The following is a 15,872-nucleotide window of genomic DNA, read 5'->3' as shown; positions in this document are numbered from 1 at the left end:
CAGCAGGCCCGGAGCTCCCGCGTAACCCATTGAGCGCTGTAGGGGCTGCGGAGTGCCTGTGGGCAGCTCAACGCCCCGGGAGGGGATGCCGCGCGTGACGTTCCAGCGCCACGTCACTTCCGGCTCCTGATTGAGGCCGTTGACGCTAAAACAGCCGCCAAAATGAAACCAGTCCAATCCAGATTCAGCGTTTTTGTGGCATCATGCCGCGCCGGGGATTTTCGGAAGCCCTTGAAGAGGACCGCCAGGACGGCAGATAATTGTGCGACATCAGGCCGTTAAGCATCGTCCGGAGGGTTCAGCGATGATCGCGACCCTGCAAGCTCTCAGCCCATTTCCCGAATTGATCGGTATCATCGGCGTCTTCGCCGCCATCTGCTGGCCGGAAGCGCTGGTGTGACCGTGCCAAGAAGATCGAAATGCCGCGTGGTGACAAGTCCTCCTATACCGAGTCGAGTTCGCAGGCCAGAAGGTCATGGTGCCGAGAGGCGGCTACTACGACCGCCTTCGGTCCAATCCCGACCTCGACGAGGTGGCGAAGGATCCAGCCGCCGGAAATATTGATTTCTTCCGGCCCATCCCGAAGGTGATGGTCCCGTCGCGGATCGGCCCGACCTGGGCGCCGAACTTCTACTACCGCACCTATCAATGTGCGGCGATCATGCAGGACAAGCTTCTGCAAAACTGTACGTTGATCGTCTATCCCGGCTTTTCGCACGGAATGCTCACGGTCAACGCCGATGTCGTCAACGCAGACCTGCTGAAGTTCATTCGCGGATGAATTCGACACGCGCTCCTTTCAAGAGAGACGAAGTGATGTTTCCGGCCCATCCCAATCCTAGCTTCGACATGGCGGTCCTGCTGGAGCGTCAGCGCTCAGCCTTCCTCAAGGACGGCCCGCCGAGCCTTGAGGAACGCAAGGCCCGGCTGAAACGCCTGCGCGCCGCCGTGCTGACTCACCGGCGCGAGGTGGGCGATGCGATCAACGCCGATTTCGGTCATCGCTCGCGCCATGAAACCGACATTATGGAGATTGTCGGCGTCATTCAGTCGATCGATTACCTCACCCGCAATCTGCGCTGCTTCATGAAGCCTGAGCGCCGGCATGTCGGCCTGTTATACCGCGCCGGCCGCGCCCATGTGGAATATCAGCCCAAGGGCATCATCGGCGTGATGGCGCCATGGAACTATCCTTTCTCGCTCACGATGATTCCGCTCGCAACCGCGCTTGCCTCCGGCAACCGTGCGATGTTGAAACCATCGGAACTGACGCCACGCACCAGCGAGGTGATCCGGCGGATGCTTGAAGGAGGCTTTCCCGCCGATGAGGTCGCCGTCGTGCTGGGCGGGCCGGACGTCGGAGCGGCCTTCAGCCGTCTGCCGTTCGACCATCTGCTCTTCACCGGCAGCGCGCCGGTCGGCCGCAAGGTGATGAAGGCGGCGAGCGACAATCTCGTGCCGCTGACGCTTGAACTAGGTGGCAAGAGCCCGACGATCGTTGCTAGGGGCCATGTCCTCGGGCAAACTGCCGACAGCATTGTGTTCGGGAAACTCTCGAACAGCGGCCAGACCTGCGTCGCACCCGATTACGCGCTGGTCCATGAGGACGATCTGGACACGTTCATCACCCAATTTGGTGCGAGCGTTGCGCGATTCTATCCTAGTGGGCCGACCAGCCGCGACTACACCTCGATCGTCAACGATCGTCACTACGATCGGCTGAAAAACTTGATCGAGGACGCCCGGACAAGGGGCGCGCGGGTGATCGAGGTGGGTGTGACGCCGGAGCGAGCCGCCGAGCGGGCGCGCACGCTGGCGCCAACACTGATCGTCGGAGCCGGTGACGACGCCGCGATCATGCGGGAGGAGATCTTCGGGCCGATCCTGCCGGTGCGGAGTTATCGCACGATCGATGAGGTGATCGACTATGTGAATGCGCGACCGCGACCGCTGGCGCTCTATTACTTCGGCGCTCGTGACGCCGATTGCGAAAAGCTGCTGGCGCGCACGACCTCGGGGAATGTGGGCATCAACAACACGATGATCCACGTGGCGCAGGACGATCTACCGTTCGGAGGCATCGGCCCAAGCGGCATGGGAGCTTATCACGGTATCGAGGGCTTTCGCGCCATGAGCCATGCCAAGGGTGTATTCGTCCAGGGGCGCTGGAACCTGCCGAGCCTGCTGCGCGCGCCGTTCGGAAAGATCACAGACCTCGCCCTGAAAGTGAAACTCGGGGGCGACCTGCGTTCAAAACAACGCGGCTGAGCTTCCGGGCGGCTGTTCAAGAAGGTATCGAAGGATGGACAAGCGCATTCTCCATGTCGTCAGCAACGTCGCCCACTATGACGATCCGTCTCACCCGACCGGCCAAGCGCTGGAGGGGGAGGGCAGGGGGCATATCGCTTGTTCCGGTCACGATTCCTGCCCTGTGTACATAATCTGAGTTCAGAACGAAACGATCGGTTGCAGATGACGGATGAGACATTCGTTTACTAGTCCGGAAGAGCAGGGCTTCTCGACGGACGATGGAAATGCCTTAGAATAAGACCATCTGGGGCCCTGCAGCCGTCCGAATGGCCGCGCGACGCTCAGCGCGACGATACGGCCGGCGCCGATTGAGGCCCATTGCGTCCCCCTCCGGGTACCGTGACATCCCCTAAAAACACCTAGAAAATATTCTTGGTTCAGGCAATCCCTCCTTGCTCTTCACCGCAGGGAAGCAGCGCTGACATGCCCTCGATCGCGTGTTCGCGAATCTCGGCCTCGAAATTTTGGAACACCATGCGCACATGCTGTATCGCCCCCCCCTTGGGCAAGCGCGTGAAGAGGTGCAGATCGAGCGGCCCCTGATGCGCTTCCGAAAGGTGGGCCGTGAGCGTTCGCGCTTCGAGAGGGTGGTCGAGTTCAACCCATTCGCTCGCCCCAAGAGCCCTCTCGCCACGCTCCGCTTCGTCGGGGCTGCAGCCCGGAGGCATGACAACGAGGCGCGCTCCGAGCCTGCGTGTTTCGCACCGCTTCTCATCAACAGCCACCGAGCAGGACACTGCGCCGAGATTGGGGATGGCCGCCAGCGCGATAGCGGCAGCCGACACCTTGTTCGGAAAAGGCCGCAACAGCACCCTGTCACCACCCAAATAGCCGAAACAAGGATAAGGCGCCGTGATTTCACGCGTCAGACGCACGCGGGCGATACTCGTCTCATCGAGTGGGATCACCGGGTCCGGTGGTGGCACTTTCGGAGCCGCGTTATCGCCTCCGGTGCCGGTGACAAGCCCTGGAAGTCCACCCCAGAGCCGCAGGGCAAGCATCGAAGGCTCCAGTGGCACATCGGCATCCATTGCCGGAATCAAGGAATACTCTGGCAGCAGTCCAGCGGACCCGATAGCGAGACGTGGTGGATTGCCGGCCCCCTCGGCCGCGATGTGTAGCTCGAGCGAGTGACAATGCCGCGCCATAACCTTCTCCACGCGCAACGGCAAAAGGCCCGGGCGCAGCTTTCGGAATGGCGTTCGCCAGGTCGCGAGCGTCAAGCCTTCGTCTCGCGCAATCAGATCAAGGCGCAGCCGGCCTTCGCCGGATCCCGGATGTACGATGGAGAGATCAAGGCCGGCAAAGCCGTGCGCAGAGATCGGCAATCTCTGCCGGATTGATGCGCCTTCGTTCGGAGGCTGATCGACCGGTCCGTACATGGGAACCGGGATATCGCCGGTGGACGCTGGGCTTGTGAAAACGAGACGCATCGGCGCGAGACGCAAATTCTCTATCAGTTCCTCCACTTCGCGGGGAATCCGCACGTGGTTCTCGAAGCTCTCGCGCAAGGCAGCGAGATCGCATAGCAGGCGTTCATTGGCACGCGCCAGTCGGCTTGCTTCGTCGAGCGACCGAGCCAGAAGCACCTTGTCCAAGGTGGTCCGATCACCATGGACTAACGTCGGCAGCGTTGCCTCGCCACCCTCAGCCGCCCACCACCGCATTAAGGATTCCGCAATGCTCTGGTCGTCCACCGCCGGGACCCACACCGCCCAGACATTTGTGGGGGGCACCTCGAGTGGCAGCAAGTCGGGCATGGGCACCGCCTGCCTGCTCGCCGACGCCAGCACAAGCCGACCCTCGCAATCACGATGGGTTGCAAGCCATTGGAATTGATCGTTCAACTCGGTCTGTATGGCTTCCTCCTGCGATCCAAGCAGCAGGAGTTTGGGAGGCGCGTCATAAAGGGACGCGAAGCATGCTTTGTCTGCGTAGGTCGTCATGCGCGGAGCGTCTCTAGCGTTGTTGTGATCCGAGTGATTGGGGCGGCGCTTTTCGCAGCGGCCGCCAGGTCGCGCCAAAGGTGCAACTTCCTTTGAGGGATGCCGAAAGCGCGGCAGAGATGAAACAGGGGCTGGTCCTCGATGACAATCGCGTCGTAAGCCTGCTCAAACGCGGCACAGGCATTGATGAGGTCGGCGGGGGACCGTTGCGAGCCCTGAGTGTGCAGCAAGCAGCAGGTCTCGATTTTCAGGTGACGCAGGGAGCCCATGATGGTGTGAGCAAGAGTGCTCGCTACCGAGACGACCAGTTGATAGGCCGCGAGGGTTGCGATGGCGTCCTCCACTCCAAAGCCATCAAGACACGGGATCACGGTGCCGTTATAAATGCGGTAGTCGCCCGCCCCGGATGACACCCGCAAAGCCTCGCGGGGCAATAGCACGATTTCGGTGTAGTCGTGCGAGGCCGAGTGGCCGGCCTCGATCTCATCCCCGATGATCACGAGATCGACATTCCACCCCCGGCAACTCAGAAGATCCCGCATTCGGTCCGCGGCAGCCAGCGCTCCCGGAAACCCCGGTTCGACGACCAGCGCTGCTCGCCGTGTGTCGTTGGCCTGGACGGCGCAGGGGAAGATCGACGACAGGCCGAGATGGGCATAGATGTCGCGGGGCATGGCTGGGTGGGATCGATAGCGGACGAGGGGAGCGGCACGCCAAAGATGGGCGTGCTCGCGCAGGGCGAGACCGGCTAAGGTCTCGCCGAGCTCCGTCAGGGCCGCGGCCGCGTTCTGCTCGGAAGGAGGCAAGCCGGGCATATTTGCGGTCAGGACGAGCCCTTCGCATCTTTTCCCGGCTTGGACCGGAAGACGGTCGAATTTGCTTCCCGGCCGGGTGTGGGACAGCAAAACGCTCGCTTCGAGTGCGATAATCTGCGCGTTGTTCGGGAGAGGCACCACCCCTGTGTGATCGCCTAAAATGTTCTCGCGGAGCCAGCTCGGCACGGTCTCGACCGTCGAACGGAAGCTCACGGCCGCAAACGTCGCGCGCCTGACCGCGCATTCAAGAGTCCAAAGGATCCCGGCCAACATACGGCGCTCGGCCAACACATCATACAGGCTCTCGTCCATCACCACGAGGTGCCCCGGACATCGGCCATATTCCGGCCGCTCGCGTGACCGCAGCAGCCGTCTCAGATAGTCGTCACGGTTGAGGCATTCGCGGTCTGAAGGAGCCGTCAGACGGCTGACCCGTTTGGTATCGGGATGATAAATGGCGTAGCGCGACTTTTCGGCGATCTCGCGCGCGAGGAGCGCCTCAGGCCGGAAGAGCGATGGATGGCGCGAGCGAATGTAGTCGAGGATCGGCCCGAAATCCCGTTCCGCAGCAACCAACATGCTCTCGCCACGGCGGCGGTAGCGAAATCCGGCATCGGGAACGTGCACGCCGTGGAAGCCCCTCTCGAGGCCCTGGAGCCAGAACTCCCAATCTTCCACGCCGCGTCGCATCTGCGTGTCAAATCGTATGCCGGCATCGAGCATTCGCCGCGCCGCCATGCTGCCCGCCTCGCTGACATTGCGGAAGAGATGCTCCAATGGAGAGTAGGGGCCGGACGTATCGCCGAACTCGGCAAAGCCGAACTTATCGACATCGGCATAGGCCCAGCCGATGTGCTCTTCGCTCGTGCGCAGGGCCGTCAGAAGGCGCTGCAGCAGGTGTGGCCCGATACGGTTATCGCAGTCGAGGAAATAGACGGCCTCAAGTTCGGGAAAGGCAGCAAGCGCAAAATCGATCCCCGTGTTGCGTGCAGCGCTGAGGCCACCATTGCTTTTCTGAAGATAGAAGATGCGACCCGGATTGGCAGTCGCGAAAGTCAGGCCGATGTCCCGTGTCGACGGATCGGGACAACCGTCATTGACGAGCACGATAGCATAGGAAAAATCCGTCTCCTGGCTTAAGGCACTGCGTAATGCCTCCGCCGTGAGCGCGGGCTGCCCGTAAGCCGGCACGATGATCGCCACTCTGACGGCAGAGCTATCGGAATCTTTGAGGAGCTGGTTTTCCCGCAAGATTTTATCCTTGCTGAATTGTGAAGGCCATCGCCCTCTCTTCATTCAATCGTGTTATTCTTTCGCCCCTGGAGACCATCCGGCTTCTGGGCTGGTGCGCCTCAGCCATCCAATGGACGGTGCGCCGCAGGCCTGTCAGCCAGGGCACGCGGGGCCGCCAGCCCAACTCGTGCTGGATCAGCGACGTGTCGAGAATGTTCGCCGGCACATCACCTCTCTGAGACGGCTTGTAGGTTTTGACCAGGGGACCGCGCGCAATCACGGTTTCGAGGTCGCGGCATATCTGATTGATACTGAGGCCGCATCCTGACCCTACATTCATGATTTTGTAGGCCCCTGTGTAAGCGCAAGCTTCGATCATGGCCGTGACGACATCGTCCACATGAACGAAGTCGCGGATGGAATCGCCTGTACCCCAGATCTCAAGCGGCTTTCCGCTCAAGGCACGACTGATCATCGTCGCAACGACGCCCTGACCTCTGTGCGGCACCTGATATTGCCCATAGGCATTCGCTACGCGCAGGATCTGATAGTCGAGGCCGTGCAGATGCCTGTAGAGCGCCAGATACTTCTCGCTTGTCAGTTTGCTGATGCCATAGGCCGAGACCGGATCCGTGGGTGAACTCTCAGGGATGGGCAGCGCCTCAGGTTGTCCGTAAACGGCACCTCCGGACGACGCAAAGATCAATTTTCCCACGTCGCGGCCGCGGCAAACATCCAACAACTGAACGGTGACCTGCACATTCGCCTCGAGATCAGCGACGGGATTTTGATTGGAGATGGCGGGGATTGAAGAGCTCGCCAAATGAAAGACTACATCTTGGCCGCGAACGACCTCTTTGAGGGCGGAGATGTCATTCAGATGACCTTGCGTCCATGCAACTCGCGGATTGAGGGCATTCGGCCAAGCAAGCGAGCGTCCCAGGGCTGTGACTGATGCCCCGCAGGTCACGAGCGCATTGCACAGGTTCACCCCAAGAAAACCACCGCCTCCGAGAACAAGGCATCTTGTTCCACAAAGATCGCGCCGGTCATTCATGTCGATGTCAGATGTCATCGGTGCTCTAAGCGCGGTCGCAAACTAAACGGATTTGGCGATAAGGTGGCTGTTCATGCGCGCCCGTTCTGCCAGCGCGGCATCGGAGATTGATCCGTTGAGCGTCTTATCTTTCACCTTTACGCCCCCGATTGCGCAGACTTTCGACTAGTGGATGAAACGAGACCGGGGATCGGCGGCTGAGGTTCTGGACGGCCTCAATTCCGCAGCACCGGCATCTGAATCGGCCACTCCGATCAACGGAAAGGCATTGCGATGCCGAACGCGACGGACATCCGCCGCGATGAAGTCATAAACCGACCGAGAGGTTCGCTCTCACGATCGTCGCGGTCTTGGCCGGACGCAACCACATACCGTGTTAGGGTTTGGCTTATGGTACGGCGTAACCGCTTGTTCAATTGAAAGCCCGCAAAAATTTGAATATTCGTGTCGTAATTACCGTTATCTGGAGCAATATTGATTGCAATTGAACTTATATTATTGAGTTTTCTGGCGCTTGCAACAGTTATATTAATATATAAATTAGTTATTCTTAATATATAAATTAGTTCTAAATTCGAATTAGATTTGGGGATGACTTTATTGGGACAAGAAATACATAAGCGGGAACGGACCATACCGCCGACGCCGATTTATAAATATCACTTATAGGGATCCGTCGCACATTCGGAGATAGGACGCGTGAGCGTCTGGTCCCATACCAGACGCTCACGCGGCGAGCAGATCAAACTGCGGATTGCAGGCGTATTTCGCCTGTTGTTTACGCATCATATGAATCATCTCGATGCCACCCAGGATCACGCGCGCACTGGCGGTGGACTGAAAGCCGAGTATGGGTCGAACCCCGTCGCTCGATGGCACGATGATCCTGCTCAATGCGGTTATTGAGATAGATGCTTTGTCGGATGCGAATGGGTTTCAGACGCCGCCGCGATCTGTCCTGGAGGCGGTTTATTGTATCTCAAGCCACAATCGCTTCCCGGTTAGTCTGGCTGCCGTCGATCCCAATCATCGCAGGACGGCCGTGCCGCCTCAACGCTCGGGCCAGGAAACGCTTGGCGGCGGCCAGATTGCGGCGCTCGCTGAACAAGAACTCAACCGTGTCGCCATTGCTGTCGATGGCGCGGTAAAGATATCGCCACTGGCCTCTGACCTTGATGCACGTTTCATCGACATGCCAGTTCCGGCTCACAGCGCGTTTGCGTTGGTTGAAGCACTCCAGCAACTCGGGCGAATAACGGACAACCCATCTGTCGATGTCGCGCGATCGACCGAGATGCCGCGCTCAGCCATCATCTCTTCAAGGTTCCGCAGGCCCAGGCTGTACGCCAGATACCATCAGATGCAGAGCAGGATCACCGAACGATCAAAATGCCTTCCCTTGAACACGCGACCCCTCCGCTAACGAGACCCGGGTAGCAGTAGCGGATACTGGGAACAAAAAATTGCGACGGATCCGTACCCGCGTCATCTTTGGTGGGATCGAGTTGATCCACATGATGCGGAAAGGGCAGGCGAAATACGCCTGCAATCGCGCGACGGGGGCGACGGATCCCAATGTTTTGCCGCCAATGCGCCTTTCCTTGAACAAATCAAGAAAGTGAAAAATTTCGGGAGGATCGATCATTGGTAAGTGGGTGCCGACTGCCGCCTGTTCATGGTGAAGTGTGGACGGCACAATAGGCGTCCATCAATTCTTAATGGGCACTTGTCCGGAAGTGCAGTCACGGGTGTTGGGGAACGCCGTTCGTTCTGGGCTGGTAGGTCGTTGTCCTCACCACACTTTGCGAGGGGCGCTTCTCACCGGCCAGAACCTCGAAGTCGAGCTGATTCTCAGGGGGAACCAGCGGACAGGTGACGAAGTTCGTAAAGGCGCATGGCAGCGCGACCGCGTAATTGAAATCGATCCAGTCGATGCGGGTGCTTGTATCTTCGGCGAACTGCAGTTCGATGACTCGGCCGGCGCCGTAGGTGATGGGGCCGCTGGTCTGATCGCGAACGTGCGCTACGGGCTGTACGCCAGTCGGCGTGTCCTTGCCGATGAGCACGAGGTTATAGATCTTGCCCTTGAACTCGAAGGTGAAGGTTCCCATGCGCGGAGTCGTTTCACGAACGCCAGCTTCCACGGTTTCGGCCTCGAATTCGATGCGTTCGGTGGGCGTGTAGAAACCGGGGATTCGCCACGCAGGATCGTAGTCGAAAGCGGTGACGCCTGCATCCTCCAAGCGCGTCGCCTTGCGCGGATCGCGCACGCGGACACCGTAGAGCCGGTGGCCGTCATGCTTGGTGCGCACAATGGTCTCCACCTCGTTCACGCCGAAATACACCGGCAGGCTATTGCCGTGACCGTAGGTCTGGTTTCGCCCCGGAATGATCTCGACTGGATCTGCGGGATACTCGCCATTCACTGACAGGGTCGGACCCGAGACAGGCGGGGTGAAGATGATCCGGCCTTTCTCAACCGACCAGCTGCCGGGAAGCAGTTCGAACTTGACGTCGTGATCATCTGCTTCCAGCCAGTATTGCGCAACTAGCGAAGTCCAGCCATACGGGCGGAACATCTTGGCAACGTGGGCATAGCGCCATTCACGCCACTCGCCTTCGAGGTGCTCTCTTGTGGGCATGTTCGTCTTCCTTTCGAAGGATCCTGTTGTCTGCTTGCGCATAAGGGCGTTGGCGGGATCCGCCTGGACTAGCGGCTGGTTATCTCGGCCAGGAAGATGAGAACCCCGCGCCAGGAACCATCATCGGCTCTGGCATTTCCAGAGGGTGTGCCACCGCTCGTGTAGGGTACCTTCGAGACCGGGTGCTCGCGCGCCAACTGCGTCGTCGGCACGAAGGGCAGGTTAATGGCGTGACCGGCATCATCGAAGTCGAGATGGCGGACCAGGTGAGGATGGTCGTGCTGGCGCAGGGTCGAGACCACCATGCGGGAGTAGAGGCTGGATGGCCAGGCGCGGTCGTCGCGGCCCGAGATCAAGAGCACCGGGCCCGCGATCCTCTCGACCGGAATTCGCGCGCGCGCCGCCAGAGTGCGATCCTTCAGTCCCTCGAAGAAGACGGAGTGGTGCCGGCTGGGCGGGACGTCGCCGGCCCAGGGGTGCCAATGCACCGCACTGTTGTCCTGCCAGAGATGCGCTAGGGGGACGCCGCCCCTGGTCCAGGTCACGCCTTGCCAGCCACCGCGCGCTGGATCGCCGGCGCCCTGGGCACCATGGACCACGGCGCCGGGCACATAGGCGATCACGGCCGAGACGAGATCGGGGAAGGTCGCGCCGAGCAGCAGAGCGAGTTCGCCGCCGCGCGACTGCCCGCTGACCGCAACGAAGCCGTCCCGTGGCTGGAGTTCCCGGTGCACCCAGCGCAGGCCTGCCTCGAGATATTCGAGCGGCGTTTCGGTGATGAAAGGCGACAGGCCAGGCGCCTTGAAATAGCCGAGCGCGAAGGCCTGGTAGCCATGGGAGGCGTAGAGCGCGCCGCGTGGCTCGTTGATGCCGCCGCCCGAGCCATTGAGCACTACCACGATCGGATGCGGGCCCGGTCCGGCAGGTGTGAACAACGTGCCGACCAAGCCGTCCTCCCGGATCTCCCGCCGCGTCACGCCGGGCGCGGCGAAGCGCTGGAAGAGCTCGGCCTCAGCGCGGATGCCGTCGGCGGTCTCGGCGGTCAGCGTCGTCGATAGAGGCTGCATGACGTCGTCGGCGAAGAGCTCTTGGCTCGTGCTGCCGACCGGGTGCTGGCTCCAGAGCAGGCCCATTGCCGAAACCTCGGCATAATCGCCGCCAACGGGCGCGTCACGGGTCAGATCGATCACGCCGTGCGCGTCAGCCATATAGGTTGCCTGACTGTCCCAAAGGGCGCCACGCGATCGCATCGTCCGGGTGGAGATGGCGACGAGTTCGTCAGGAGCGAGGCCGGAGATGGTAATCCGGCGCGGCTCGTCGATCGGGCCGTCGACAGGGATGACCGAAAAAACAGGCCCGGAGGTGGGGTATGTCGTCATCTAGGGTACCATCTCTGCAAGGCGGTCGGCCAGATTGTCCCAATCGCACTGCTCGACGACGATTGCCGCCGGGTCGTGCGGCAGCCAGAGTCTCTGCCAGTGTTGCCGGCCGGAACCATGCCAACCGGGCAGGGTGAAGTGTTGCATCACCGGCCTCCCTGAGCCGTCATACGGGTGAGATGGGCGTCGAGGCGCTGTGCGAATTCAGCGTCCAGCGCGGCCTCGACCGGCAATCCGCCGCCGCGCGGCCAGTGACCGCCACCAGCAGTCCAATCGTTCTTCAACCCGGCAAGCTTGGCTTGCCAGTCGATGCGCTCTCCGGCCGCCGCCGGATCGAAGGCGAGGATAAACACCCCGCGCCCCTTCGGATCGCCCCGGCCGCCGCTGGCGACCCCGGCCATGAGCTCCACCACGAGCCCGAGCAGCGAGCCAATCTGGCCACCGCGCGGCAGGAGCGCTGCAACCTCGGCAGCGATGCGGGTCGGCCTTCCTTCGCCGTCCAGCGCGGTCCCGTCCAGCAACGGAGTGCCGGTGGCGCGAGCGGTGCGGATATCGGCCATGGTGGCGCTGCTGCTCGCGACGTCGATGACCACGCGCTCCGTGCCTTGGCCCATGGCGATGGCGAGCGGGTTGGTGCCGATCACCGGCTGCGTGCCGCCATGCGGCGCGACGAAAGGCGGCCCTTCGGCGCCGGCGAGTCCGACGAGCCCGGCATCGGCGAGGTGACGGACGAAGGGGGCGAGTCGGCCGAAGCCCCTAATGCCACGCAGGAAGACCGCAGCGATGCCGAACTGCTGGGCGGCCCCCGTCAGATCGAGCGTGGCGGTGGCGACGGCGAGCGGTGCGAAGCAGGAGGAACAGTCGAGCCAGCGGATGGCCTGTGGTCCCTCGTCCGCCGGGACGGGCGCGGCATCGGCCGTCAATTCATCGAGCATGGCGATGCCGAAGCGCGGCAGGCCAAGCGCTTCGGCTTCAATCAACGCCGAAGCGGCGAGCTTCGCTGCCGGGCTTCCACCGAGGGCGGTCGACAGCCGTGTTACCGCATCAGCCGCCGCGATCATTCGCCTGCACTCCGCGCCGCGCTGCCGATCCGGATCTCGCTTTCCGAGAGATAGCCCAGCGTCATCAGACGCTCGATCAGGAACTCCCGACTGGACTTGATATGGGCGGCTTCGATCGCTGCAGCCCGCTCGCCGTCGCCCGCTTCGATCGCATCGACGAGCGCGGTGTGTTCGTCGGAGTGCTCCCCAGCCTTCACGGAAAAGTCGATGGCGAAACGCAGGAGGCGTTCGAGCTCGTCGAAAAGGCTCTCCGACAGGGCGATGACGCGCTTGTTGCGGCTGCAGCCGGCGATGGCGACGTGGAAGCGCCGCGCCACCTTTTGCATCGCGCCGACATCGAGCGGCGCGGCGTATTCCCTGACGATCTGGCGCAGCTCGGCGACGTCGGCCGCCGTGGCGTGGCGTGCCGCCTGCCGTGCCGCATGCGGGCCGATCGCCGCGCGCAGGTCGAGGATCTCGTGCACGGCCTGGAAGGTGATGGCGGCGACGCGGTAGCCGCTGCGCGGCAGGATCGCGACCAGCCCGTCGGCAGCGAGCTTCTGCATCGCGTCACGCACCGGCGTCTTCGAGACCTCGTAGCGGCGGGCGATGGCGGCAGCGTCGAGCGTCGTCCCCGGCGCGAGCTCGCAGCGCATGATCTCCTGCCGGAGCGCGAGGTAGATGCGCTCCGAAACGGGTGCGTGGGCGGTGGTGGCCGGGCTGGCGACGGTCATGAGCCTCTGCTCCCCAACCGCCTCAATGCTTCGCCCAGGGCACAAAGCGCCGCTCCAGCGCCTCGAGCGCGAGGATGGTGAGGTAACCCATGGCCGAGATCACCACGATGCCGACGAACATCCGCGAGACCGCGAAGGTCTGCCACGACGCCCAGATGAAGAAGCCGATGCCGCTGCGTGCGCCGAGGAACTCGGCCGCTGCGATGATGATGTAGGACGAGCCGGCGGCGAGCTTCAGCCCCGTGAAGATGCTCGGCAGCGCGGCGGGGAAGGCGATGCGCCGGAAGGTCTGGAGGCGGGTCGCGCCAGCATTCTTGGCGACGTCCATGTAGATCTGGGGCGTCTGCATCACCCCGCTCATGGTGTTGTAGAGCATGAGGAAGAACACGCCGATGGCGATGACCACGAACTTCGAGGCATCGCCAACGCCGAAGACCAGCAGGATCAACGGCAGGATGGCGATCTTCGGCACAGGATAGAGAGCCGAGAAGATCGGCCCGAGCACGCGGCGGACCGGCCGCGACAAGCCCAGGATGAGCCCCATGACGATGCCCGGCACAGCGCCCATGGCGTAGCCGACGCCGACGCGGCGCAACGTCGCGCCGATATGGTCGAACAATTCGAAGCTCAGCACCATGCGCCAGGCGGTTTGGGCGATTGCGCTCGGAGCCGGGAAGAAGCGCCGATCGCTCAGATTGAGCTGGCTCGACAGTTCCCAGAGCAGCAGCAGGAGCAGCGGGCTGAAATACGAAGCGAGCCGGAACAGCCGCTCGCGCCGCGCCGGCGCCTTGAGCCGGCGCAGCTCGTCTTCCGTCAAGGTCACCGGAACGGCGCTCATCTCATGCCCTCGCCGGGGAGGCCAGCAGGCGCCAGACCTTGTAGGTCAAATCCCAGAAACGCTTGTCGCGCCGCATCTCGACGACGTCGCGCGGGCGTTCGAACGGCACCTCCAGGTCGGCGACCAAGGTGCCGGGACGCGGCGACATGACGAGCACGCGGTCGGCCAGCGTCAGCGCCTCGTCGACGCTGTGGGTGATGAAGACCACGGTCTTGCCCGTCGTCTCCCAGATGCGCAGCAGCTCCTGCTGCAGGACGAGGCGGGTCTGCTCGTCTAGCGAGCCGAAGGGCTCGTCCATCAGCAGAATGTCGCGGTCGTCGACCAGGGCGCGCGCCACCGAGACACGTTGCTTCATGCCGCCGGAGAGCTGGTGAGGCCTGGCTCTGGCGAAGTCGGTGAGACCGGTGAGCGCCAGGAGATCGCGGACCCGCTTTTCTTGCTCGGCACCGGAGACGCCCTTGAGGCTCAGCGGAAAGGCGATGTTCTCCGACACGGTCAGCCAGGGCAAGACGGAAGTTTCCTGGAAGACCATGGCTGGCGGGGTCGCGCTGTGCAGCTTCACCGTGCCGCTGAGCTTCTGTTCGAGATCTGCCAAGATGCGCAGGACCGTGGTCTTGCCGCAGCCGCTCGGCCCGACAATGCAGACGAACTCGCCGCTCGCCACGGAGAAGCTGACATCGGAGACGGCCACGGTGACGCGGTCGCCTTCGCTGTCGTAGAACGCCTTGGTCAGGTGGCCGACCTCGATGGCGGGCCGGTCCGCTTCCGCTGGGGACGGGCGTACGATCTCGAGCGCCGCCGCCATCAGGGCTTGTTCGCAACGAGATCGTTGGCGCGCTTCAAGAGATCGACACGATAGACGGCGTCGATTTTGGCCGGGCCCTTGTATTCGAGCGCGCCGCGCTTGCGGAAGAACTCCTCCTGCTCGCGCACCGAGGCCATGTCGATGGCGCCGTCCTCGGAGCGGACGGTATAGGGGATGCCGCGCAAGGCATCGCGCTCGGTCCCGGTGTATTTCGCCACAATGTCGAGGACCTTGTCGTCCTTCCAGCCGCCCGTGTCGAGCAGACGGGCGGCTTTGAGATAGCCCGCCATGAAGCGCACCACCGCATCCTCGTTCTTGGCGACGAAGTCCTGGTTGAAGGCGATCAGGCCGAGTTCGGTACCGAAAGTGTGGTCCTCGACCATCCGGCGGCCGAGGCCCTGCTTCTCGAGTTGCTGGGCGAAGGGCTCGATGCTCCAGCCGGCCTCGAGCCCGCCATTGGCGAAGGCGGCCGCAGTCGCCGGCGGCGGCAGGTAGACCGGCTCGACGTCCTCGATCGTCAACCCGCCCTTCTCCAGCGCCTTGGCGACGGAGAACATGCCGAAGCCGCTCGGCCCGGGAATGCCGATGCGCTTGCCCTTGAGGCCGGCGACGGTGCGGGTCCCCGCGTCCCAGGCCTTCTGCGAGATCATGAAGGGGGAGGGCGAGGGGACCGTGGCCGGCATCCGCGCCGAGGTGGCGATGATCGCGACCGTGGCGCCGCGGTCAAGTGCGTTGAAGAGGCCCGCGCCCCAAGTCGCGGCGCCGGCTTCGATATTGCCGGAGGCGAGCAGCTGGATGGTCTCGGCCGTGCCGCCCTTCGGCGAGAGCGTCACCTCGACGCCGAAATCCTTGAAGAAGCCGAGCTCCTTGGCGACGAAGAACGGCGCGTAGTCGGCGAAGGGCGAATAGAGGAACTCAACCTTGGGCAGTTTCTGTGCCCGGGCCGCCGGGACGACCGAGGGAACCAAGGCGGCGGCAGCCGCGGCTGCCATGAGATTACGACGAGTGACTGAAGGCATGCGCGAGGCTCCTCGTGCGCCAGTGTGGTTTTCCGGCGCCGGTACCTGACGATC

12 protein-coding genes and 2 pseudogenes are annotated in these 15,872 nt (G+C 62.6%); 2 read left to right on the top strand and 12 right to left on the bottom strand.

What is annotated here, in order from left to right; all coding sequences use genetic code 11:
• Positions 1-664: 664 nt before the first annotated feature.
• Positions 665-781: pseudogene (locus I2H38_RS20705) on the top strand (alpha/beta fold hydrolase); the annotation flags it as partial.
• A 35-nt stretch (positions 782-816) separates the two neighbouring features.
• Positions 817-2,268 carry a coniferyl aldehyde dehydrogenase gene (locus I2H38_RS08960; protein ID WP_196271507.1) on the top strand — a complete coding sequence of 484 codons (1,452 nt, stop codon included), beginning with the start codon at positions 817-819 and terminating at the stop codon, positions 2,266-2,268.
• 419 nt (positions 2,269-2,687) lie between these two features.
• Here the strand turns inward: I2H38_RS08960 and I2H38_RS08955 are convergent, their stop codons facing one another.
• From I2H38_RS08955 to I2H38_RS08900, 12 genes and pseudogenes are all read right to left on the bottom strand, one after another.
• On the bottom strand, positions 2,688-4,256 hold the full coding sequence (locus tag I2H38_RS08955) for a DUF6212 domain-containing protein (protein ID WP_196271506.1): 1,569 nt from the start codon (positions 4,254-4,256) through the stop codon (positions 2,688-2,690).
• Positions 4,253-6,322 (bottom strand): glycosyltransferase family 2 protein, encoded by a 2,070-nt coding sequence (locus I2H38_RS08950; RefSeq protein ID WP_210324743.1) that lies wholly within the window; start codon positions 6,320-6,322, stop codon positions 4,253-4,255. Before I2H38_RS08950 ends, I2H38_RS08955 begins: the two co-directional genes overlap by 4 nt.
• Positions 6,323-6,326: 4 nt before the next feature.
• On the bottom strand, positions 6,327-7,361 hold the full coding sequence (locus tag I2H38_RS08945) for an NAD-dependent epimerase/dehydratase family protein (RefSeq protein WP_229426623.1): 1,035 nt from the start codon (positions 7,359-7,361) through the stop codon (positions 6,327-6,329).
• Between the two features lie 726 nt (positions 7,362-8,087).
• A pseudogene (locus I2H38_RS08940) lies at positions 8,088-8,711 on the bottom strand (IS6 family transposase).
• A gap of 392 nt (positions 8,712-9,103) precedes the next feature.
• The gene (locus I2H38_RS08935; protein WP_196271503.1) at positions 9,104-10,003 is read right to left on the bottom strand and encodes a DUF1684 domain-containing protein; all 900 of its coding nucleotides are present in this window, start codon (positions 10,001-10,003) and stop codon (positions 9,104-9,106) included.
• Between the two features lie 68 nt (positions 10,004-10,071).
• A complete protein-coding gene (locus I2H38_RS08930) occupies positions 10,072-11,382 on the bottom strand; it encodes an acyl-CoA thioesterase/BAAT N-terminal domain-containing protein (RefSeq protein ID WP_196271502.1) in 1,311 nt (436 codons plus the stop codon).
• On the bottom strand, positions 11,383-11,529 hold the full coding sequence (locus I2H38_RS08925; RefSeq protein ID WP_196271501.1) for an alpha/beta hydrolase: 147 nt from the start codon (positions 11,527-11,529) through the stop codon (positions 11,383-11,385). It lies immediately after the preceding gene.
• Positions 11,529-12,443 (bottom strand): Ldh family oxidoreductase, encoded by a 915-nt coding sequence (locus I2H38_RS08920; protein WP_196271500.1) that lies wholly within the window; start codon positions 12,441-12,443, stop codon positions 11,529-11,531. The genes I2H38_RS08925 and I2H38_RS08920 overlap by 1 nt, the downstream gene beginning before the upstream one ends.
• The gene (locus I2H38_RS08915; RefSeq protein WP_196271499.1) at positions 12,440-13,156 is read right to left on the bottom strand and encodes a GntR family transcriptional regulator; all 717 of its coding nucleotides are present in this window, start codon (positions 13,154-13,156) and stop codon (positions 12,440-12,442) included. The genes I2H38_RS08920 and I2H38_RS08915 overlap by 4 nt, the downstream gene beginning before the upstream one ends.
• A 22-nt stretch (positions 13,157-13,178) precedes the next feature.
• On the bottom strand, positions 13,179-13,994 hold the full coding sequence (locus I2H38_RS08910) for an ABC transporter permease (protein WP_196271498.1): 816 nt from the start codon (positions 13,992-13,994) through the stop codon (positions 13,179-13,181).
• Position 13,995: 1 nt separating this feature from the next.
• Positions 13,996-14,799, bottom strand: coding sequence for an ABC transporter ATP-binding protein (locus I2H38_RS08905; protein WP_196271497.1), 804 nt, complete (start codon positions 14,797-14,799; stop codon positions 13,996-13,998).
• Positions 14,799-15,818 carry an ABC transporter substrate-binding protein gene (locus tag I2H38_RS08900; RefSeq protein WP_229426622.1) on the bottom strand — a complete coding sequence of 340 codons (1,020 nt, stop codon included), beginning with the start codon at positions 15,816-15,818 and terminating at the stop codon, positions 14,799-14,801. Before I2H38_RS08900 ends, I2H38_RS08905 begins: the two co-directional genes overlap by 1 nt.
• Positions 15,819-15,872 lie beyond the last annotated feature (54 nt).

Origin of the sequence: Microvirga alba, from assembly GCF_015694465.1 — a bacterium.
GTDB lineage: Bacteria > Pseudomonadota > Alphaproteobacteria > Rhizobiales > Beijerinckiaceae > Microvirga > Microvirga alba.
Note: the sequence above shows the minus strand (reverse complement) of the source record. Positions and strands in the feature narration are given on the sequence as shown.

What these genes read in the sequence shown, in the direction of transcription:
- I2H38_RS08960 (WP_196271507.1), top strand. Translation starts at nt 817, where the DNA reads ATGTTTCCGGCCCATCCCAATCCTAGCTTCGACATGGCGGTCCTGCTG.
- I2H38_RS08955 (WP_196271506.1), bottom strand. Translation starts at nt 4,256, where the DNA reads ATGACGACCTACGCAGACAAAGCATGCTTCGCGTCCCTTTATGACGCG.
- I2H38_RS08945 (WP_229426623.1), bottom strand. Translation starts at nt 7,361, where the DNA reads ATGAATGACCGGCGCGATCTTTGTGGAACAAGATGCCTTGTTCTCGGA.
- I2H38_RS08935 (WP_196271503.1), bottom strand. Translation starts at nt 10,003, where the DNA reads ATGCCCACAAGAGAGCACCTCGAAGGCGAGTGGCGTGAATGGCGCTAT.
- I2H38_RS08930 (WP_196271502.1), bottom strand. Translation starts at nt 11,382, where the DNA reads ATGACGACATACCCCACCTCCGGGCCTGTTTTTTCGGTCATCCCTGTC.
- I2H38_RS08925 (WP_196271501.1), bottom strand. Translation starts at nt 11,529, where the DNA reads ATGCAACACTTCACCCTGCCCGGTTGGCATGGTTCCGGCCGGCAACAC.
- I2H38_RS08920 (WP_196271500.1), bottom strand. Translation starts at nt 12,443, where the DNA reads ATGATCGCGGCGGCTGATGCGGTAACACGGCTGTCGACCGCCCTCGGT.
- I2H38_RS08915 (WP_196271499.1), bottom strand. Translation starts at nt 13,156, where the DNA reads ATGACCGTCGCCAGCCCGGCCACCACCGCCCACGCACCCGTTTCGGAG.
- I2H38_RS08910 (WP_196271498.1), bottom strand. Translation starts at nt 13,994, where the DNA reads ATGAGCGCCGTTCCGGTGACCTTGACGGAAGACGAGCTGCGCCGGCTC.
- I2H38_RS08905 (WP_196271497.1), bottom strand. Translation starts at nt 14,799, where the DNA reads ATGGCGGCGGCGCTCGAGATCGTACGCCCGTCCCCAGCGGAAGCGGAC.
- I2H38_RS08900 (WP_229426622.1), bottom strand. Translation starts at nt 15,818, where the DNA reads ATGCCTTCAGTCACTCGTCGTAATCTCATGGCAGCCGCGGCTGCCGCC.